Origin of the sequence: Actinokineospora xionganensis (genome assembly GCF_014323725.1) — a bacterium.
Taxonomy (GTDB): Bacteria; Actinomycetota; Actinomycetes; order Mycobacteriales; family Pseudonocardiaceae; genus Actinokineospora; species Actinokineospora xionganensis.
Genome location: NZ_JABVED010000003.1, coordinates 364,831 through 384,270 on the forward strand (window position 1 = coordinate 364,831; position 19,440 = coordinate 384,270).

Annotated in this window: 17 protein-coding genes; 13 read left to right on the forward strand and 4 right to left on the reverse strand. The window is 69.4% G+C overall.

The window, feature by feature from the left end; all coding sequences use genetic code 11:
• The first annotated feature begins 161 nt into the window (after positions 1-161).
• From GPZ80_RS32535 to GPZ80_RS08045, 10 genes are all read left to right on the forward strand, one after another.
• Complete coding sequence (locus GPZ80_RS32535) at positions 162-2,093, forward strand: discoidin domain-containing protein (protein ID WP_187219560.1); 1,932 nt, start codon at positions 162-164, stop codon at positions 2,091-2,093.
• A 181-nt stretch (positions 2,094-2,274) separates the two neighbouring features.
• Positions 2,275-3,063: a PIG-L family deacetylase gene (locus GPZ80_RS08005; protein WP_187219562.1), complete on the forward strand. Its 789-nt coding sequence runs from the start codon at positions 2,275-2,277 to the stop codon at positions 3,061-3,063.
• Positions 3,064-3,143: 80 nt separating this feature from the next.
• Entirely contained in the window at positions 3,144-3,911 is a 768-nt protein-coding gene (locus tag GPZ80_RS08010) for an Abi-alpha family protein (RefSeq protein WP_187219564.1), read from the forward strand.
• A gap of 32 nt (positions 3,912-3,943) precedes the next feature.
• Entirely contained in the window at positions 3,944-5,143 is a 1,200-nt protein-coding gene (locus GPZ80_RS08015) for a DUF445 domain-containing protein (protein ID WP_187219791.1), read from the forward strand.
• Positions 5,144-5,185: 42 nt separating this feature from the next.
• The gene (mgrA, locus tag GPZ80_RS08020; RefSeq protein WP_187219565.1) at positions 5,186-6,214 is read left to right on the forward strand and encodes an L-glyceraldehyde 3-phosphate reductase; all 1,029 of its coding nucleotides are present in this window, start codon (positions 5,186-5,188) and stop codon (positions 6,212-6,214) included.
• A gap of 271 nt (positions 6,215-6,485) precedes the next feature.
• A complete protein-coding gene (gene ectA / locus GPZ80_RS08025) occupies positions 6,486-7,058 on the forward strand; it encodes a diaminobutyrate acetyltransferase (RefSeq protein WP_376771656.1) in 573 nt (190 codons plus the stop codon).
• Positions 7,039-8,283 carry a diaminobutyrate--2-oxoglutarate transaminase gene (gene ectB, locus GPZ80_RS08030; RefSeq protein WP_222719066.1) on the forward strand — a complete coding sequence of 415 codons (1,245 nt, stop codon included), beginning with the start codon at positions 7,039-7,041 and terminating at the stop codon, positions 8,281-8,283. Before ectA ends, ectB begins: the two co-directional genes overlap by 20 nt.
• Positions 8,280-8,681, forward strand: a complete 402-nt coding sequence (locus tag GPZ80_RS08035; RefSeq protein WP_187219569.1) for an ectoine synthase — start codon at positions 8,280-8,282, stop codon at positions 8,679-8,681. The genes ectB and GPZ80_RS08035 overlap by 4 nt, the downstream gene beginning before the upstream one ends.
• The gene (gene thpD / locus GPZ80_RS08040) at positions 8,678-9,550 is read left to right on the forward strand and encodes an ectoine hydroxylase (RefSeq protein ID WP_187219571.1); all 873 of its coding nucleotides are present in this window, start codon (positions 8,678-8,680) and stop codon (positions 9,548-9,550) included. Before GPZ80_RS08035 ends, thpD begins: the two co-directional genes overlap by 4 nt.
• A gap of 294 nt (positions 9,551-9,844) precedes the next feature.
• A complete protein-coding gene (locus GPZ80_RS08045) occupies positions 9,845-12,625 on the forward strand; it encodes an AfsR/SARP family transcriptional regulator (protein WP_187219573.1) in 2,781 nt (926 codons plus the stop codon).
• A 296-nt stretch (positions 12,626-12,921) separates the two neighbouring features.
• Here GPZ80_RS08045 and GPZ80_RS08050 read toward each other — a convergent pair whose 3' ends face one another.
• Positions 12,922-13,731, reverse strand: coding sequence for an SGNH/GDSL hydrolase family protein (locus GPZ80_RS08050; RefSeq protein ID WP_187219575.1), 810 nt, complete (start codon positions 13,729-13,731; stop codon positions 12,922-12,924).
• Between the two features lie 193 nt (positions 13,732-13,924).
• Here GPZ80_RS08050 and GPZ80_RS08055 point away from each other — a divergent pair, with 193 nt between their 5' ends.
• The gene (locus GPZ80_RS08055; RefSeq protein WP_187219576.1) at positions 13,925-14,563 is read left to right on the forward strand and encodes a DUF3159 domain-containing protein; all 639 of its coding nucleotides are present in this window, start codon (positions 13,925-13,927) and stop codon (positions 14,561-14,563) included.
• On the opposite strand, the gene GPZ80_RS08060 is transcribed toward GPZ80_RS08055, so the two are convergent.
• The 3 genes from GPZ80_RS08060 to GPZ80_RS08070 all read right to left on the reverse strand — a co-directional run bounded on the left by GPZ80_RS08060 (position 14,560) and on the right by GPZ80_RS08070 (position 17,074).
• Positions 14,560-15,498, reverse strand: coding sequence for an N-acetylglucosamine kinase (locus tag GPZ80_RS08060; RefSeq protein WP_187219578.1), 939 nt, complete (start codon positions 15,496-15,498; stop codon positions 14,560-14,562). The two genes, GPZ80_RS08055 and GPZ80_RS08060, sit on opposite strands and share 4 nt — an antisense overlap.
• A 66-nt stretch (positions 15,499-15,564) precedes the next feature.
• Positions 15,565-16,014 carry a winged helix-turn-helix transcriptional regulator gene (locus tag GPZ80_RS08065; RefSeq protein WP_187219580.1) on the reverse strand — a complete coding sequence of 150 codons (450 nt, stop codon included), beginning with the start codon at positions 16,012-16,014 and terminating at the stop codon, positions 15,565-15,567.
• A 37-nt stretch (positions 16,015-16,051) separates the two neighbouring features.
• Positions 16,052-17,074 carry an SIS domain-containing protein gene (locus GPZ80_RS08070; protein WP_187219582.1) on the reverse strand — a complete coding sequence of 341 codons (1,023 nt, stop codon included), beginning with the start codon at positions 17,072-17,074 and terminating at the stop codon, positions 16,052-16,054.
• A gap of 138 nt (positions 17,075-17,212) precedes the next feature.
• On the opposite strand from GPZ80_RS08070, the gene GPZ80_RS08075 reads away from it, so the two are divergent.
• On the forward strand, positions 17,213-17,965 hold the full coding sequence (locus GPZ80_RS08075; protein ID WP_187219583.1) for a GntR family transcriptional regulator: 753 nt from the start codon (positions 17,213-17,215) through the stop codon (positions 17,963-17,965).
• The gene (locus GPZ80_RS08080; protein WP_446678424.1) at positions 17,965-19,437 is read left to right on the forward strand and encodes an MFS transporter; all 1,473 of its coding nucleotides are present in this window, start codon (positions 17,965-17,967) and stop codon (positions 19,435-19,437) included. Before GPZ80_RS08075 ends, GPZ80_RS08080 begins: the two co-directional genes overlap by 1 nt.
• Positions 19,438-19,440 lie beyond the last annotated feature (3 nt).

Consider the following 19,440-nt stretch of genomic DNA (forward strand, 5'->3'; position numbering starts at 1 on the left):
AACGGTCGGCAGGCGAGTTCGCCGGGGGTTGGTGCTACGGCCTGGAAACGTTGAATCTTGCGTTCGTCGCGGGTGAGGAACTTGATCGGGCGAATGGCCGATGTTTCGGGGACGATCTTGGGTTACAACGGGCGTCCCTGCGAATTTCATGGAGTACGCCCATGCGACGAGTACGCCGCACGATCATTCCCGCCCTGCTGACCGCCATGCTCGCCGCGGCCGTCAGCGGCACGGCCGCGCACGCCGCCGACAGCAATCTTGCCCTCAACAAAGTCGCCACTGGCTCAGCCGCGTGCGCGAGCACCGAGGGCCCGGCCAAAGCGGTCAACGGAAGCGTTTCCGGTGGCAACGCCGACAAGTTCTGCACCAATGTGAGCAGTAAGTGGCTGCAGGTCGACCTCGGGTCGTCCCACTCCGTGTCGGGCTTTGCCGTCAAGCACGCCGGCAGCGGTGGCGAATCGGCCACCTACAACACAAAGGCGTTCTCCATCCAGCTTTCCGCTGACGGCAGCACATGGTCCACGCCGGTGACCGTCACCAACAACACCGCGGCCGCGACGACTCACCCCATCGCCGCCATTAGCGCCCGTTACGCGAAGCTCGTGATCACCACGCCCACGCAGAACACCGACACCGCCGCCCGGATCTACGAATTCGAGGTGCTCGGGTCGACTCCCACAAGCGGCAACATCGCGCTGAACAAGGCGGCGACCGGGTCTGCTGCGTGCGCGACCACGGAGGACCCGGCGAAAGCCGTCAACGGCACCGTCTCCGGTGGTAACGCGGACAAGTTCTGCACCAACGCGAGCAGTAAGTGGCTGCAGGTCGATCTAGGTGTCACGCGATCGGTCTCGAACTTCGTTGTGAAGCACGCGGGTGCCGGTGGGGAATCCGCAGGCTTCAACACCAAGGCGTTCTCGATCCAGCTCTCCGCAGAGGGCAGCACGTGGTCCACCCCGGTGTCGATCACCAACAACACCGCCGACACCACCACCCACCCCATCACGGCCACGGGCGCCCGCTACGTGAAGCTCGTGATCACCACGCCGACGCAGAACACCGACACCGCCGCCCGGATCTACGAGTTCGAGGTCTACACGGGGGTCGCACCGCCCGCTCCAACCGTGGTCCCGGTTTTTGACCGTATTCCGCAGTTCGGCATCTACGTGAGCACCGAGCCGAACTACACCCCGCCCGCAGGCGTCCTCATGTGGAACCGCGGCACCGAGTACGCGAAGAAGCTCACCGCCGAGGAGCAGGGCAAGCTCGGCACCGACGTCGCTCTCCGGCTGACCTACCACGCCCAGTGCGACAACTACGACCGCTTCGGGTCGATCTTCTACATCAGCATGCTCAAGGGGCAGGTGCCGACCGCGACCACGCCGCGGGTGACGCTGCAGGACTTCATCACGCCGTTCAGCGACTACTGGCAGGGCACCAAGGCCACTCGTGTCTACCCGGACGCGCCCATGGCCGCCTACGCGGGCGCCCTGTCCGACCCGAACCGCGACATCTACCTCGGCATCAGCGGTGGCTCGAACCCGTACGCGCAGGACGCCTGCTCGACCCGCCCGGTCGACGCCGCGTTCAAGGCCGTCGGGTTCACCTACTCGCTCGCGCTGGTGTCGACGCCGTCGACGGTGGCGGGCGACCGGGACGTGACCAGCGCCCTGTCGCGTTTCGAGATCAAGACCAACACCCACACCACCCAGTCCATGTCGAACACGGCCGCGACCGGCAAGGGCACGCTCGCGGTGAGTATCGCGGGCTACGGCGCCGCGTCTGGCGGCGAGGAGTACTCCAAGACCACTGTCACCCTCACCGCGCTGGGCAGGCAGGTCGGCCAGTTCTCCACCGGCGTCGACTGTGCCCAGTACGAGCAGTACAGCCCCGACGGCAACCCCGGCATCTTCCGCAACAACCTCACCACCAACCCCCGCAGTTGGTGCCCGGGCGCGCTGGTCGAGACCCGGTTCTTCGACTTGGGCGAGATCAAGGATCAGCAGGTGGCCCTGACCATCGGCATCAACCGCCCGGTGCCGTTCGTCGGCGACTCGAACTACCGGACCAGCGTGAGCTTGATCGAGCGGTGACATAGGGAACGGCCCCGGAGCTGGGGGTCCGCCGGGGCCGTTCTCCCACTGCATCGCCGCTCGGCGGAGATCGTTTCAGGTGGACCCAAGAAATCTTTTGACGTCCACATCGGACAGTATGTGACCTGCGGCGGGGAACGATCTCGGCGCGGTGTCGGACAGATCGATTACCTTCGATGTCATGGCTACATTGGTGTCGTTTCACGCCCACCCGGACGATGAGTGCATCTCCTGCGGTGGGGTCATGCGCAAGGCTGCCGACGAAGGCCACCGGGTCGTGCTCGTAGTCGCGACCAGGGGCGAGTTAGGCGAGGTCCCCGACGGTTTCCTCGGCGAAGGCGAACAGCTCTGGCAGCGCCGGGTCGAGGAGACCCACGCCGCCGCCGAGATCCTCGGGGTGTCCCGCGTCGAGTTCCTCGGCTACCACGACTCCGGGATGATGGGCGAGCCCAGCAACGACGCCGAGGGCTCGTTCTGGACCGCGTCGGTCGATGAGGCCGCCGAGCGGCTGGCCGAGATCCTTCGCGAGGAGTCCGCCGACATTCTCACCATCTACGACGACTTCGGCGGCTACGGCCACCCCGACCACATCCAGGTGCACCGCGTCGGTAAGCGCGCCGCCGAGTTGGCGGGCACGCCCCGTGTCTACCAGGCGACGATCAACGCCGACCTGATCCGCCGCGGCCGCGAGGAGGCGGAGGCGCGCGGTGAGACCTCGTTCGGCCCGCCCGCGGACATGAAGATCGGCAAGCCCGAGTCGGAGATCACCGCCGCAGTCGACGTCTCGGCGTACATGGCGGCCAAACGGGCGGCGATGCGGGCGCACGCCAGCCAGATCAGCGAGGAGTCGTTCTTCCTCGCCCTGCCCGATGAGGCCTTCCTCGGCGCGTTCGGCGTCGAGTGGTTCATCCGGGAGGGCCAGGGGCCGGGAATCACCGAGAAGGACCTGTTCGCTGACCTGACCGGGTGACTTCGGCGACAACCTGAGTGACCTGCGCTTTCTTCGCTCGTTGTGGTACACCAGAGATCCCGATGAGCCTGGAGGCCGCCATGGACGACGATCGGCGCGCGCTCGCCTCCGCCAACGGGTCCGACCCGACCGCCGAGATGGTCGACCGGGCGGGTCGGGCCCTCGGGTGGCTCTATCGCAGCGGTTGGCAGGTCGCGCGGAGATTGCCGGGCGGCGAAGTGGCCGAGCGACAGGTGCAGAAGGTGGAAGAAGCCATCGTGGCCGAGGTGCGCAAGCACCTTGAGCCGCTGCCGGACCCGGAGCCGAAGCTGATCGAGGCGGCCCGGGTGCGGGAGCCGATGCGGCTGGCGATGTCCGAGTTGCTGGAGCGCTCGGTCACCGACAGCAAGGACGCCGCCCGCGACCACTATTTCGAGGCCGTCCTCCGCCAACTGTTGCCCGACGAGGCGCGGATCGTCTCCGCGCTCTCGGACGGCACCGTCTTCCCGCTGATGCACCTCGCCGCCCGCACCGCGCGCGGCGGGGTGCCGCGGTTCGTGCTCGAGAACGCGTCGACGGTGGGTCGGGTCGCCGGGGTGGTCCAGCCGGGTCTGGTGCCGCTCTACGTCGGCAGGCTGCTGCGGTTCGGGCTCGCCGAGGTCGGTGAGGAAGACCCGACGCTCGGGGTGGCCTACGAGATGCTGCTGACCGACGACCGGGTCCGCGCCGCCGAGGACAGGGCGAAGGCGCAGAGCCGGTTCGGGGCCAAGGCGATCCGGCTGACCCTGCGGATCTCCGAGTTGGGCGCCCAGTTCTGGGCGGTGTGCGACCCGAGCGCCCGCGGGCTCACGCTCGGGGAGCGCAGGTGAACGGCATCATCGCGGACTTCCAGGTCAACTGGATGGTCTACGCGTCGATGCCGCTGATGGCTGCGCTGATCGGCTACGTCACCAAGCTCGTTGCCATCCGAATGATGTTCCAGCCGCTGGAGTTCGTCGGCAAGAAGCCGTATCTCGGCTGGCAGGGCATCGTGCCGCGGCGGGCCGCGCGGATGGCGAGCATCGCTGTCGACACGATGACCGACCGGCTCATCTCGGCGAGCGAGGTGATGGGCAGGCTCGACCCGGAGCGGGTGGTCAAGGAGATAGAGCAGCCGCTGCTCGCCGGGGTCGAGGAGATCGCCCGGGAGATCGCCCAGGAGTTCCAGCCGGGACTGTGGGAGAACCTGCCCGACCAGGTGCGCCGCCGGATCGTGCGGCACATCCAGGCCGAGGCCCCCGGTGTGGTGGCCTCGCTGCTGGAGACGGTCAAGAACGACGTGGACGCCGTGTTCGACCTCAAGGACATGGTCGTCACGAACCTGGTCCGGGACAAGGCCCTGCTCAACCGCATCTTCCAGCACGCGGGCCGCAAGGAGTTCCAGTTCATCGCCCGGTCCGGCATCGTCTTCGGCTTCGCCATCGGCCTGGTGCAGATGTTCGCATGGGCCGCGCTCAAGAACCCCTGGGTGATGCCGATCTTCGGCGGCCTGACCGGCTGGTTCACCGACTGGCTCGCCCTGAAGATGATCTTCAATCCGAAGAAGCCGACGCGCTATCTCGGCATCTTCGAGTGGCAGGGCCTGTTCCTCAAGCGCCGCAGGGAGGTCGCCGCGGACTACGGCGACCTGATCGCGCGCGAGATCATCACGCCGAAGAACGTCATGGAGGCCGTCCTTCGCGGGCCGCTGTCGGACCGGCTGTTCGCGCTGGTCGCGACCCAGGTCCGGACGGTGATCGACAAGCAGTCCGGGCCCGCTCGGCCGTTGGTGATGCTGGCCGTGGGCAGCGGCCGCTACCAGGCGATCAAGAACAGCATCGCGGAGAAGGTCATCGCCCGGCTGCCCGAGACGATGACGCACATCGAGTCCTACGCCGAGGACGCGATGGACATCCGCAACACCCTCGTCACCAAGATGCAGGAGATGTCGGAGGACGAGTTCGAGGAGCTCATCCGGCCCGCGTTCGAGCAGGACGAGTGGATCCTGATCACCGTCGGCGCGGTCCTCGGATTCGGGGTCGGCGAACTCCAGGTCATCCTGGTCAAGTACCTGTCGGTCTGACGCGGCGTGCGCCACGCGGCGCGCGCAACTACGGTCGGGCGCATGGCCTATGTCGCGTCCGACGACCGCTACGAGCGGATTCCCTACCGCCGATGCGGTCGCAGCGGGCTCAAGCTGCCCGCCGTCTCCCTCGGGCTCTGGCACAACTTCGGCGACGACCAGCCGCACGAGATCGGGCGGACCATCCTGCGCCGCGCGTTCGACCTCGGCGTCACCCACTTCGACCTGGCCAACAACTACGGCCCGCCGTACGGCTCGGCCGAGCGCAACTTCGGTCGGGCGCTGGAACGCGACCTGGGCGCCTACCGCGACGAACTGGTGATCTCGACGAAGGCGGGTTACGACATGTGGCCCGGGCCCTACGGCGAGTGGGGTTCGCGCAAGTACCTACTGTCCTCGCTGGACCAGTCGCTCGGGCGGATGGGCCTGGACTACGTCGACATCTTCTACTCCCACCGGTTCGACCCGGAGACGCCGCTGGAGGAGACCGTCGGCGCGCTCGCGACCGCAGTGCAGCAGGGAAAGGCGCTCTACGTCGGCGTCTCGTCCTACTCGCCGACCGCGACCAGGCAGGCCGCCGAGCTGCTGCGCGCCGCCGGGGTGCCGCTGCTGATCCATCAGCCGTCGTACTCGATGCTCAACCGCTGGATCGAGGGCGAACTGCTCGACACCCTCGGCGAGCTGGGTGTGGGCTGCATCGCGTTTTCCCCGCTGGGCCAAGGCCTGCTGACCGACAGGTACCTCGACGGCGTCCCGGAAGGCTCGCGCGGCAGCCGGAACTCCTCGCTGCTGCCCGAGATGCTGTCCGACGACAACCTGCGCCGGGTGCGCGGTCTCAACGAGATCGCCAAGTCCCGTGGGCAGACGCTCGCCCAGCTGGCGGTGTCCTGGGTCACCCGCGACGAGCGGGTCACCTCGGCGCTGGTCGGCGCCAGCTCGGTCGAGCAGCTCGAAAGCACCCTGCGGGCGGTCGACGGGCCGCCCTTCACCGACGACGAACTCGCCGAGATCGACCGGTACGCGGTGGATTCCGGCATCGACCTGTGGGAAAGCTCCCGATCATCGGGCTAGTGGCCCGTCCAGGAACGTTGACCGGGTCTCGACATGCCCACGACGCCGCTGCCCGCGTTGCGGGAACAGCCAAGTACAACCCGGTACGAGCGCTGTCCCCGCGCCTTGGCAGCGACGCCGTGACCACGCCGATACCCGGCCAACGTTCCTGGACGAGCCACTAGTCCGTTAACACGGTGTCAGCGAGCCACACAACCGTGATGTTGTCATCCTCACTGGGGTATTCACGAAACCGCTGGTTAACCGGTCGCGCGGCGATCGGCCATCCGGTATGCGTGAAACGACCCTGTTACGTTGCCTTGGCATGTCGGGAAAACGGGTACGCGAGGAGATCGGCGCACCGTCCATAGCGGATGGCGCGGCGATCTGGAGAATCGCGCGTGATTCACGCGCGCTCGACCTCAATTCGTCCTATGCCTATCTGCTGTGGTGTCGGGATTTCGCCCAGACCTCCGCTGTCGCTCGCATCGACGGCCAGGTGGTGGGTTTCGTCATCGGATTCCTGCGGCCGCAGTGCCCAGACACCGTCGTGGTGTGGCAGATCGCCGTCGACGAGTCGCAACGCGGGTCGGGTCTCGGCGGTCGGCTGCTCGATCACCTGATGGCTCGCGTCGCAGCTCAGGGTGTGTGTCGTCTGGAGACGACGATCACCGCGGACAACGCCCCCTCGGTCGGCCTGTTCGCCTCGTTGGCGCGGCGCAACGGCGCGCGGCTGGGGTGCGGCGAGTTGTTCTGGCCCGATCACTTCCCGGACGAGCACGAGGCTGAAGACCTTTACCGAATCGACTTTCCGAACGGGATGGAGAGCAGTGAGCGTTTTCGACATGATCGAGTCCGAGGTTAGGAGCTATTGCCGGAGCTGGCCGGTGACATTCGACCGCGCCACCGGCAGTCGGATCTTCGATGAGAATGGCCAGGGCTACCTCGACTTCTTCGCCGGGGCCGGCGCGCTCAATTACGGGCATAACAACCCGATTCTGAAACAGGCCGTGATCGACTACATCCAGCGCGACGGCGTGACGCACTCGCTGGACATGCAGACCGTCGCCAAGCGGGACTTCCTGGAGACCTTCAGCGAGACCGTGTTGGCGCCGCGCGAGCTCGACTACAAGATCATGTTCCCCGGTCCGGCGGGCGCCAACGCCGTCGAGGCGGCGCTGAAACTGGCCCGCAAGGTCACCGGCCGCGAGTCGGTCATCAACTTCACCAACGCCTTCCACGGCATGACGCTGGGCGCGCTGTCGGTCACCGGCAACTCCCTCAAGCGCGGCGGCGCGGGTATCCCCCTGGTGCACGCCACCCCCATGCCGTTCGACAACTACCTCGACGGCCTCACCCCGGACTTCATGCTGTTCGAGCGCCTGCTCAAGGACAGCGGCAGCGGCCTCAACGAGCCCGCCGCGGTCATCGTGGAGACCGTGCAGGGTGAGGGCGGCATCAACGTCGCCAGCGTCGAGTGGCTGCGCAGCCTCTCGGAACTGTGCCAGCGCCAGGGCATCCTGCTGATCGTCGACGACGTGCAGATGGGCTGCGGCCGGACCGGCCCGTTCTTCAGCTTCGAGGCCGCGGGCATCAAACCCGACATCGTCTGCCTGTCGAAGTCCATCGGCGGCTTCGGTCTGCCGCTGGGGCTGACCCTGCTGCGCCCCGAACTCGACGTCTGGGAGCCGGGCGAGCACAACGGCACCTTCCGCGGGATCAACCCGGCGTTCGTCGCCTCCACCGAGGCCCTGAAGACCTACTGGACTGACGACACGCTGGAGAAGTCCACCCTGGCCAAGGGTGAGCAGGTCGGCCGCGCGCTGACCGACCTCGCGCTGGCCTACCCCGAGGCGGGACTCAAGGCCAGGGGCCGCGGTCTGGCCCGCGGCCTGCTGTTCGCCGACGGCGACACCGCGGGCAAAGTGTGCCGCGCCGCGTTCGACCGGGGTCTGCTGATGGAGACCGCCGGTCCCGACGGCGAGGTCGCCAAGATCATGCCGCCGCTCACCGTCACCGACGCCGAGTTGGAGGAAGGCCTGGCGATCGTCGACGACGCCGTCGCCGCGACCCTGGGAGGCCTGCGGTGATCGTCCGCTCGGTGCACGACCTGACCGACACCGAACGCGACGTCAAGACCCCGAACTGGCGCAGCAAGCGGATCATCCTCGCGCAGGAGGGTGTCGGCTTCTCGGTGCACGAGACGACGCTGGAGCCGGGGACGGTCAACGACTTCTGGTACGCCAACCACGTCGAGGCGGTGTTCGTCATCGAGGGCGACGGCGAGCTGCTCGACAAGGAGACCGGCGAGACGCACGTCCTGGCTCCCGGCTCGCTCTACCTGCTCGACGGCAACGAGCGTCACCAGCTGCGGCCGAAGACCCGCATGCGCACGGTCTGCGTGTTCAACCCGCCTGTGACCGGCCGCGAGGTGCACGACGAGAACGGTGTGTACCCGCTGCTGACGACCGAAGGAGAAGCGCGGTGACGCTTTCGACCCAGGACCGCTACCGAACCCGCACCCGCGACCGGCTCGAGCCGATGGCCCGCGTCGAGCCGACCGTCTGGTCCGGTGTGGACGGACCGATCGACGCGGAGACGCTGGTCGCCCACGACACGCGCGGCTTCTCGGTGTTCCGGGATCTGCTCGGCCCCTCGGAGGTGCGGGCGTTCCAGGACGAGCTGCTGCGGCTCTCCACTGACGACAAGCTCAAAGCCGACGAGCGCACGATCGTCGAGCCGAAGTCGCAGGAGGTCCGCTCGATCTTCGAGGTGCACAGGATCAGCGACCTGATCGCCGAACTCGTGCGCGACCCGCGGGTCATCGAGCGCGCCCGGCAGATCCTCGGTTCCGACGTCTACGTCCACCAGAGCCGGATCAACTACATGCCGGGCTTCCGCGGCAAGGGCTTCTACTGGCACTCGGACTTCGAGACCTGGCACGCCGAGGACGGCATGCCGTGCCCGCGCGCGGTGAGCATGTCGATCGCGCTGACCGACAACTTCCCGTTCAACGGTGGGCTGATGGTCATGCCGGGTTCGCAGCGCACGTTCGTCCCGTGCGTCGGCGAGACGCCCGACGAGCACTACAAGGCGTCGCTGTCGATGCAGGAGATCGGTGTGCCGAGCGAAGCCGACATCGCCACGCTGGCGAACGCGTGCGGCATCGAGCAGTTCACCGGTCCCGCCGGGTCGGCGCTGATGTTCGACTCCAACGTCATGCACGGCTCGGGCAGCAACATCACGCCTTTCCCCCGGTCGAACATCTTCATCGTGTTCAACAGCGTGGAGAACGAACTGGTGGAGCCGTTCGCCGCCGCCAAGCCGCGGCCGTCCTTCATCGCGGCCAGAAGGTGACCGATCACTCGCGGTTTGCTAGGTTGTCGCGAACCGCGATGCGGTGATGCTTCGTCGGATGTTGACCAAGAGCCCGCTGTGACCGCACTCGGGGTGCAGTCCGGTGCGCTGTCGGTCAACTTCGATGGAGAGTGCGCCCGGGGCCGTCCGAATCGGGAACGGACGACCCCGGGGCGTACGCCAATCGGCTGACTCTTCGAGTACCCCCGACGTCATCCCCCGTTTGCCCCTAGGTTGTCCTGCGGTGTGTGAACGCGCCCGTGGGGACGGGCGCGTCAACCTGGGGGTGGCGGGGTGGATTCGACGGACGACGACGGGCCGCGCTTCTGCGTGCTCGGCCCGGTCGGTGTGGCGGTGGGGGAGCAGTTGCGGTCCATCGGCGGACCGGGTCTGCGCGGGCTGCTCGCGATCCTGCTCTTGGAACCCAATCAGGTGGTTCCGATCGAGCGGATCGTCGACCTGCTGTGGGACCACGAACCACCCGTGACGGCCCGCACGATCGTGCAGGGCTACGTGTCCCGCACCCGCAAATGGCTGTCCACACTGGACCCGACGACGGCGATCGAGACGACCGGGCCGGGCTACCAGCTGGTGATCGACGAGAACCGGATTGATGTGTCGATGGCCCGCATGCTGCTCGCCGGGTCGCGCGGGCGCGAACCCGAGGTCCGCTCGGCGATGCTGGCCCGGGCGCAGGCACTGTGGCGCGGGCCGGAGCTCTCCGACATCGGCGCCCGGGTCCGCGCTCCAGAACTCGCCGAGCTGCGGCTCGCGGTGATCGAGGCGCGTATCGACGCCGACCTCGAACTCGGCAGGCACGACGACGTGATCGGCGAACTCGCCGCGCTTGTGGACACCCACCCGTTCCGCGAGCACCTCGTCGGACAGCTGGTCCTGGCCCTCTACCGGTCGGGCAGGCGTGCGGGGGCGCTGGAGATCTACCAGCGCTTCGCCCAGCGGGCGGCCGGTGAACTCGGCCTGGATCCGGGTCCCGGCCTGCGTGAACTGCACAGCCGGGTGCTGCGCGACGACGAGCGGCTGCTGACCCCGCGGACGGAGCCGGTGGTCAGCCCGCGGGTCGGGGTGTTGAACCCGGCGCAGCTGCCCGCGCCGCCCTCGGGCTTCGCCGGGCGCGAGTCGGAGCTGGCGTGGCTCGACGGCATGCGCGGCGCGGGGGTCGCGGTGCTCGCCGGTCCGGCCGGGATCGGGAAGAGCGCCCTGGCGCTGCTGTGGGGCAGCCAGGTCGCGCGCGAGTTCGTCCACGGGCAGCTCTATGTCTCGCTGCGTGGGTTCGACCCCCGGCACCCGCCGCTCGACGCCGCCGACGTGCTCACCCGGTTCCTTCTCGCGCTTGGTGTCGCCGCGGTGGACATCCCGTCCGACGTGGCCGAGCGGTCGGCGCTGTATCGGTCGCTGCTGGCCGACCGCAAGGTCCTCGTGCTGCTCGACGACGCTTCCGACTCGGAGCAGGTCCGGCCACTGCTGCCGGGCGCGGGCCGGTCGCTTGTGCTGGTCACGAGCAGGCGCAGGCTCGACGGCCTGGTCGCCGACGGCGCCCGGCTGCGGGTCGTGGACACCCTGGCTGCCGACGCCGCCGTCCGGCTGATCGAGCACGCGGCGGGGCCGCCGCTTGACGCCGCCGAACGCGCGCAGCGGGCGCGGCTGGCCCGGCTGTGCGGGTTCCTGCCGCTGGCACTGCGGATCACCGGCGCACGACTGGCGGTCAGTCCTCAGTGGACGGTTGGCGAGTTGGTGGCGGAGCTGTCCGACGAGCGGACCAGGCTGGGCGCGCTCGACGTGGAGGACGCGAACACGAGCGTGCGGGCCGCACTGGACGTCACGGTCCGCAAGCTCGACGAGTCGCACGCCGCGACGCTGCGGGCGCTTGGCGCGTTTCCGGGGCAGTGGGTGAGCCCGTACGCGGTCGCCGCGCTCTGCGGGATCGATGTCGGGCGGGCCCGGGCCAGGCTGCGCGTGCTCGCCGGGTCGTTCCTGGTCTCGGAACTGGACCGAGACGTCTACGGCATGCACGACCTGGTCCGCCTCTTCGCGCGCGAACTCGCCGGGTCCGGTGTGCGGCCGCTGCGCGCGGTCGCCGGGCACTATCTCCATGTCGCCGATACCTGTCGCCGACACCTGCGCGCGGTCGACGACGACATCGCCCCGGCCGCGTCCCCCCGCCCGGACATACTCGACCGCGACGCCGCGCTGGAGTGGTTCGACCGCGAGTGGCCCAACCTGCTCGCCGTCGCCGCGGCCTGCGCCGACGCGGGCCTGCACCGGGAGGTGTGGCAGCTGGCCCGGGTCGCGGGCGACTACCGCCGAGTCCGCTCCCGCCGCGACGACTGGGAGTGGCTCCTGGACCTCGGCCTGACCTCGGCGCGCGCGTGTGGGGACCGGCGGGGCGAAGTGCTGCTGCGCCTGAGCCGCTGCGTCATGCTGACCCGCTTCGCGGGCGAACACGAGACGACCCCCGACGCGGACGCCGCCGTGGTGCTCGCCGCGGAGATCGCCGACCCCAAGCTGAGCGCGATGGCCCACAACACGCGGGCAAGCGCCTGGTACGGCCAGAAGCGATTCGCCGAGGCCCTGGGTGGCTATCGGGACGCCCTGTCGTTGGCGCGGGTCGCGGGATACCGGCTGGGGGAGGCGAACCTGCACAACAACATCGCGCAGGTCCACTTGAACCTGGGCGAACCAGCCTCGGCGCTGGAGCCGCAGCGCACGGCGGTCGAGTTGTACCGGGAGGTCGGGGACCTGGGTTTCGTCGGGCTGGCGCTGGCGAACCTGGCGGAGTTGGAGCACGAACTGGGGCTCCTGGCCGACTCGGAGCGCAACGCCCGGGAAGCGGTGGCGTTGGCGGAGGTCAACGGCTTGGAGCTGACGGAGGCCTTCGCCCGGGAAGTCCTGGCCAGATCCCTTCGCGACAGCGGCGACATCGCGGGCGCCCGCACCGAACTCGCGATCGCCATCGAGCGCTACCGCCAGGCCCAATCCCCAGCCGCCGACGCCGCCCGGGCCGCCCTCGCCTCCCTACCCCCAACCCACCCGCGAGTCCCACGTTCACAACAGTGAGTTCCACGTTCAGAACGGTGAGTTCGCATTTCAGGCCGCACGGCCAAGGATCCCGTTCCAGCGAACCGGCGATCTCGCGTGCCTGAAATGCGAACTCACCGTTCTGAACGTGGAACTCACTGTTGTGAACGTGGGACTCGCGGGTGGGTTTAGTGAGGGTTTAGTGACGGTGATCGAGACGCCGGCAAGGTTGCCCGCGGCGCCCAGTCAGGTGCCGACGGGCTGCGCGGCTTGGGGGTGCGCGGCCCGACGTACCGGCCGGCGCTCCTGGGGGGAGAGAGCCGGCCGGTCGTCTGTCAGCAGCTAGACGTGGCGGCGTGGTCGTCGCCACAGTACGGGCGGGACTCGCGATAGGGACGCAGTTCTCGGTGTTTCGGCGCCAGGCCATCGCCCATCGACTCGCCCATGATCTGCCTGCGGATCCACGGGAGCAGGTGCGTCGTGGTCCACGCGAGGTCGGCCTGGCGCGAGTGCAGCCACGGCTTCGGCTCCTCCGGCGGCAGCGGCTCACGCCAGTCGTCGTCGGTGCGGACCGACAGGGCCTCCGCGACCCGAAGGGCGATTCGCCGGTGGCCGTCGCTGGAGAAGTGCAGCCTGTCGTCGCACCAGGAGCGGCGGTCGTGGAGGACCTTCATGGACCACAGGTCCACCAGGATCGCGCCGTGGCGCTCGGCGATGGCGTGCAGGTGTCCGTTGTAGATCGCGACCTTGCCGCGCACCCGGCGCAGCAACGGCTGCACCTGCGGGTCGGGGCCGGTGAACATCACGACCGTGCACCCGGCCGCCTTCAGTTCGACGACGGCTTCCTCGAAGAGGGCGGCCACCGTGTCGGCGTCGCGGCCCGGGGTGATCAGGTCGTTGCCTCCGCCGCAAAGACTCACCAGGTCGGGGCGCGTGCGCACCGCGATGGGAACCTGTTCGTCGATGATCTCCTGCAGCATCTTCCCGCGCAGCGCCAGATTCGCGTAGTGGAAGCCGGGACTCTGCTCCGCCATCATGGCCGCCAGGCGGTCCGCCCAGCCCACGAAATGACCGTCCGGACCCTCGTCGCTCATCCCCTCGGTGAAGCTGTCCCCGATCGCTACCCAGCTCGACCACCCGTGCACAGCCGTCCCCTCCCGCCGAGAGCCGATCTTTCTCCCACCCCGAACAAACGCCCAGAATGCCGTGGCATTCCCGACCTACGCCACCGTCGGTTACCGAAGCGTAGATTCAGTTACCGCTGGTGACCACTCATTTCCTGTCCGATAACGCGAGTTAGGGCTACCTAACCGATTCGGTGTACGGCAGGCTGTACACGTGGCCGCCTCTTCCGACACCCTCGCCGACCTGCTCGGCGGGCGTCGGGGCGCGGTCGACGCCACCGTACCGCCTTTGGCCTTCCTTCTCGGCTGGTTGCTGACGGATCACCACATCGGCTGGGGCGCGGGCGCGGCGGTGGCCGCTGCCAGCGCGTTGTGTGCCTACCGGCTCGTCACTGGGGCGAAAATCACAGCCGCCCTCGGCGGTCTCGCCGCGATCATCGCCGCCGCGCTCGTCGCGCTCTACACCGGCCGCGCCGAGGACTTCTTCCTACTGCGGCTGCTCGTCAACATCGCCAGCGGCCTCGCGTGGACGCTGTCCATCCTGATCCGCTGGCCACTGCTCGGCGTGGTCGTCGGCGCGATCCTCGGACAGAAGGCGCGCTGGCGCCGCGACCCGGACCTGCTGCGCGCGTACGGCCGGGCGAGTTGGGTGTGGGTCTTCGGCCAGTACGGCGTCCGCACCCTCGTCTTCGGCGCGCTCTGGCTCTCCGGCAACGCCCTCGCGCTCGGCATCGCGCAGGTCGCGTTGTCCTGGCCGCTGGTCGGTGTCGTCGTCGCGGCCAGCGCGGTCGTCCTGCGGCGCTCACTGCCCGACGACCACCCCGGCCTGCGCCACCCGCGAACCCCGAACTAAGCGACCGTCACGCCGCCGCACGGATGCGGCACCCCCGCGCCGAACGCGTCGCGCGCGGCCAGCCAGCCGGCCCCCGCGACCCCGTCCTTCGCGGTCCGCACGTCATGGCCGTCCAGGATCGCGCGAAGCCGCGCCCCGATAGGCGTGTCCGGTCCCGCCACGGTTCCGACCAGCACGATCGGCCCGCCGGACCACGCCTCCACCGCCTGCGCGGCCAGCGCCCGAGCCGCCCGCTCGATGATGTCGGCGGCCACCGGGTCGTCCGCGTGCAGGCTGACCAGCGGCGCGAACCGGGCCAGCCGCACCGGCGCGTCCGCGTTCACGGCCCTGATCAGCCGCGCGAAAGCGTTTTCCGGCCCGCCGATCGCGAGGTCGAGAACGGCCGAGGCCAACTGCCCGAACCGCTCGTCCCGCTGCACCGCCTGAATCGTCGTCCGAACCGCTTCGCGGCCGATCCAGAACGCCGAGCCCTCGTCGCCGAGCAGCCACCCCCAGCCGCCGACCGTCGAGGCGTGCCTGCGGTCGGTGATCCGCATCGCGATGGACCCCGTGCCCGCGATCAGGACGGTCCCGTCCGGATCGGCCGTCCCCGCCGCGAACGCGACCTCCGCGTCGGACCGCACCTGCGCGGGTGCGCGCACCCCCGCCGCGGCCAGCGCCGAGCGGAACTCCTCGGCGACCACCGGGTCGCTCAGTCCCGACGCGCCCGCCATCCCCAGCACGCACGAGACGGCCGTGTGCGAGCCGACCGCGGCCCTGATCGCCGCGCCGATATTGGCCGCCGCCACCGCGGGCGGGTGCGAATTGGGGTTTCCACCACCGGATTCGCCTCGGCCGACCACCTCGCCCGACGCGGTCACGGCCACCGCCCGAGTCGCCGTGCCACCGGCGTCGACACCTACCGCGACCTCGCCCACCGCATCCTCCTCCGTCATGATTACGCCGTTCGGCGTAACATGGTGATCGCCCGCTCCGTTCAACCCCCTCGACGGAGCGGGCTTTCACTTGTCCTGAGCCGGTTCCAAACTCACTCGCCGTTCGCTCAGCTCGCCACCGCAGTGCGCGCAGCCGACCACGGCGTGCGTCGGCCTGCCGCAGTCGCGGTGGCGCACGATCATCGGCGCTCTGCCCGTCTCACCCAGCCACCGGTCGCCCCACCCGATTATCGAGGCGAGCACCGGGAAGAAGTCATGGCCCATCTCGGTCAGTACGTACTCGTAGCGCACCGGCCGGTCCTGGTAGCGGACCCGGTCGAGCACGCCCGCGCCGGTCAGCCGGTCGAGCCGCTCGGTCAGGGTGTTGCGGGCGATGCCCAACTCAGCCTGGAAGCGGTCGAACCGGCGGGTGCCCAGGAAGGCCTCCCGCAGCACCAGCAGCGTCCACTGGTCGCCCAGCAGATCCATTGTCCGGGCGACCGAGCAGTGCCAGCGAGCGAACGAGGTTCTCCGCATCTCAAAAGTGTAAAGAGTTGCGCAATAAGACGGACCCCTATCGTGTTTTGGTGATCTTGGAGAGGCCGCGGGGGTGGTCCGGGTCGCGGCCGCGCGCGAGCGAGAGTTCCAGGGCCAGTCGCTGCAGGGGCAGGATCTCAATGATCGGCGCGACCTCCTCGGCCGTGCGCGGCAGCGCGATGTCCGCTCCGAACGCCGACCCGACCGTGGTGATGTCCGCGCCGCTGCGCCGGACGAGGTCGATCACCTCGGCCATCGCGTCGCCGCCCGCTCCCACGCTGGTGATCGCCAGGACCGACGTCTCGCTGTCGAGCGCGGCGATCGGGCCGTGCAGCAGGTCGGCGCCGCTGTAGGCGCGGGCCGACAGGTAGCTGGTCTCGGCGAGTTTGAGCGCGGCCTCCGCGGCCGTCGCCGAGGAGAACCCGCGGCCGGTGCACACGACCCAGTCGGCGAACCGCATCCGCGCGACCGCCGCGTCGACCCCTTCGGCGGCGAGGGCCCGTGCGGCGATCTCGTCGATGCCGTGCGCCGCCACGCCGTCCTGGCCGCGGATCGCGTCGACGAGCAGGTAGAGCGTCAGCAGCGTCGCCGAGTAGGTCTTGGTCGCCGCGACCGCGAGTTCCGGGCCCGCGCCGATGTCGACGGAGAACTCCGCGGCCTCGTTGAGCGGCGAATCGGCCGTGTTCGTCACCGCGACCGTGAGCGCTCCCCGGGCGCGAGCCGCGAGTGTGGCTTCCACCAGATCGGGTGAGCCGCCGCTCTGGCTCACCGTCACGTAGAGCACGTCCGTGAGATCCGGCTCCGCGCGATACAGCGTGGTCGTCGAGGGCGACACCAGGCCCGCGGGCAGCTTGAGCAGCACTTCTGTCAGATATTTCGCGTAGAGCGCGGCGTGGTCGCTGGACCCGCGCGCGGCGAACAACGCGAACCTGGGCCGCCGCGCGGCGATCAGCGAGCCCACTTTCGCGACGTCGCCGCGGCGGGACATGACGCCCGCGAAGACCGCGGGCTGCTGATCTATCTCCGCCCGCATCGACTCGCCCGGTCGGTGTTCCGTCATCCGCCATCCCTTCGCTAAGGTCTAGACCAATCGTAGAGAAGTGGACTCCCGAGGGCAATCCCGCGGGTGCGAGAGCGGGAACGACGTGCGACAGGGCATTCTGTAGGCGGGCTGTACAGCGGGGTAGTGGGAGGACACATGTTGGAGATGTCCGAGGCCGAGGGGCGGGACACTGTCGCGCGCGTGCAGCGGGAGCCGAAGTACTGGGGGCTCAAGCGGCACCTGCTTGACCTGCTCAACTCGCTGCCGCCCGGATCGCCCATCCCGACCGAGCGCTCGCTGGCCACCGAGTTCGACGTCTCCCGCACGACGGTCCGCCAGGCGCTCGCCGAGCTGACCGTCGAAGGCAGGCTGCTGCGGGTCCAGGGCAAGGGCACGTTCGCCGCGGAGCCCAAGGTCGCGCAGCGGCTGCAGCTGTCCTCCTACACCGAGGACATGCGCGCCCAGGGTCGCGAGCCGTCATCCAAGCTGCTGGAGGTCTCCGAGATCGCCGCGGAGGCCGACCTGGCCCGGCTGCTCGACATCCGCGCGGGCGCGAAGGTGCTCCGCCTGTACCGGCTGCGGCTGGCCGACGGTGAGCCGATGGCCATCGAGTCCACCCACCTGCCGCTGGGCCGGTTCCGGGGACTGCGCCGCTACGTCGCCGACGGCGGCTCGCTCTACCAGGTGCTGCGCGAGCGGTTCGGGGTCGAGATGGGCCACGCGGAGGAGACCATCGAGACGGCGCTGGCGGGCCCGCACGAGGCCGACCTGCTCGGCGCCGACGTCGGGATGCCCATGCTGCTGCTGTCGCGGCACTCGTTCGACACCGATGAGCAGCCGGTGGAGTGGGTGCGGTCGATCTATCGTGGCGACCGATACAAGTTCGTGGCGACGCTTAATCGTCCGTGATCACCGACGTTCGCTGGGGCACCCCCGCCGCCCGCGGGGTGCTCGCCACGACGATCCTCGGCTCCGGCATGGCGATGCTGGACGGCACGGTCGTCAACATCGCGCTGCCGCGCATCGGAGATGAGCTCGACGCCTCGGTCGCCGGTCTGCAGTGGATTCTCGACGGTTACCTGCTCGCCTTGGCCTCGCTGATCCTGGTCTCGGGCGCTTTGGGCGACCGCTTCGGCAGGCGTCGGGTGTTCCTGGTCGGCGTCGTCTGGTTCGGCGCCGCATCCGTCCTGTGTGGACTCGCGCAGTCCACGGAGATGCTGGTCGCGGCCCGGGTGCTCCAGGGTGTCGGCGGCGCGCTGCTGACGCCGGGCTCGCTGGCCATCCTGCAGTCGGTGTTCCACCGCGAGGATCGTGCCCGCGCGATCGGCGCGTGGTCCGGCCTGGGCGGGATCGCCGCCGCCGCGGGACCCCTGATCGGCGGGCTGCTGGTGCAGGTCTGGTCGTGGCGGCTCGCGTTCCTGATCAACGTCCCGGTCGCCGCCTTCTGCGTGTGGATGGCGCTGAGGTTCGTCCCCGAGACCCGGGACGAGGAGTCCGCGGGCCCGATCGACCTCTTCGGCTCGGCCCTCGGTGCGCTGGGACTGGCGGGGATCACCGCCGCGCTGGTCGAGGCGCCGGTGCGCGGTCTGGACTGGCTGGTGCTCAGCGCCGGGATCGGCGGCTTCGCCGCGTTCGCGGCCTTCGTCCAGCGACAGCGCCGCGGCCACGATCCGCTCGTGCCGCCCGCGCTGTTCGCCGACCGGACCTTCGTGATCGCCAACGGCCTCACGCTCGCGGTCTACGCCGCGCTCGGCGGCGTCTTCATGCTCATGGGGCTGCAACTGCAGATCTCGCTCGGCTACTCGCCGCTGGCCGCTGGGGTCGCGGGGGTGCCGATCACCATCATGATGCTGCTGTTGTCCGCCCGGTTCGGCGCGCTGGCGTCGAAGTACGGCCCAAGGTGGTTCCTGGTCAGCGGACCGATGGTGATCGCCGCCGCGACCCTGCTGCTGATGCGCGTCGCGCCGGGATCGAGCTATCTCGGCGCCGTGCTGCCCGCGGTGACGCTGTTCGGTTTCGGCCTCGCGATTGTCGTCGCGCCGGTGACCGCGACCGTGCTGGCCGCCGCGCCGGACCGATACGCCGGTGTCGCTTCGGGCGTCAACAACGCCATCGCGCGAACCGGCGGTTTGCTGGCTGTCGCCGTGCTGCCTGCTGCTGCCGGGCTCACGGGAGCCGCCTACGCCGACCCGGTCGCCCTGACCTCGGGTTGGCGCACGGCGTTGCTGATCTGCGCGGGGCTCACAGTCGTCGGCGGCCTGCTCGCTCTCGGCGTGCGGGGGAACGTGCTGGCCGTGGAGGAACACGCCCCCGAATGCCCGCACCCGGGCGACTGCATGTCCTGCTCCGTCGACGCCCCGCCCACCCACATCAAGCCCTGACGC

Bases quoted from the DNA above. Each gene is read 5' to 3' on its own strand.
- GPZ80_RS32535 (WP_187219560.1), top strand. From the start codon at position 162: ATGCGACGAGTACGCCGCACGATCATTCCCGCCCTGCTGACCGCCATG.
- GPZ80_RS08005 (WP_187219562.1), top strand. From the start codon at position 2,275: ATGGCTACATTGGTGTCGTTTCACGCCCACCCGGACGATGAGTGCATC.
- GPZ80_RS08010 (WP_187219564.1), top strand. From the start codon at position 3,144: ATGGACGACGATCGGCGCGCGCTCGCCTCCGCCAACGGGTCCGACCCG.
- GPZ80_RS08015 (WP_187219791.1), top strand. From the start codon at position 3,944: ATGGTCTACGCGTCGATGCCGCTGATGGCTGCGCTGATCGGCTACGTC.
- mgrA (WP_187219565.1), top strand. From the start codon at position 5,186: ATGGCCTATGTCGCGTCCGACGACCGCTACGAGCGGATTCCCTACCGC.
- ectA (WP_376771656.1), top strand. From the start codon at position 6,486: ATGCGTGAAACGACCCTGTTACGTTGCCTTGGCATGTCGGGAAAACGG.
- ectB (WP_222719066.1), top strand. From the start codon at position 7,039: ATGATCGAGTCCGAGGTTAGGAGCTATTGCCGGAGCTGGCCGGTGACA.
- GPZ80_RS08060 (WP_187219578.1), bottom strand. From the start codon at position 15,498: ATGACGGAGGAGGATGCGGTGGGCGAGGTCGCGGTAGGTGTCGACGCC.
- GPZ80_RS08065 (WP_187219580.1), bottom strand. From the start codon at position 16,014: ATGCGGAGAACCTCGTTCGCTCGCTGGCACTGCTCGGTCGCCCGGACA.
- GPZ80_RS08070 (WP_187219582.1), bottom strand. From the start codon at position 17,074: ATGACGGAACACCGACCGGGCGAGTCGATGCGGGCGGAGATAGATCAG.
- GPZ80_RS08075 (WP_187219583.1), top strand. From the start codon at position 17,213: ATGTTGGAGATGTCCGAGGCCGAGGGGCGGGACACTGTCGCGCGCGTG.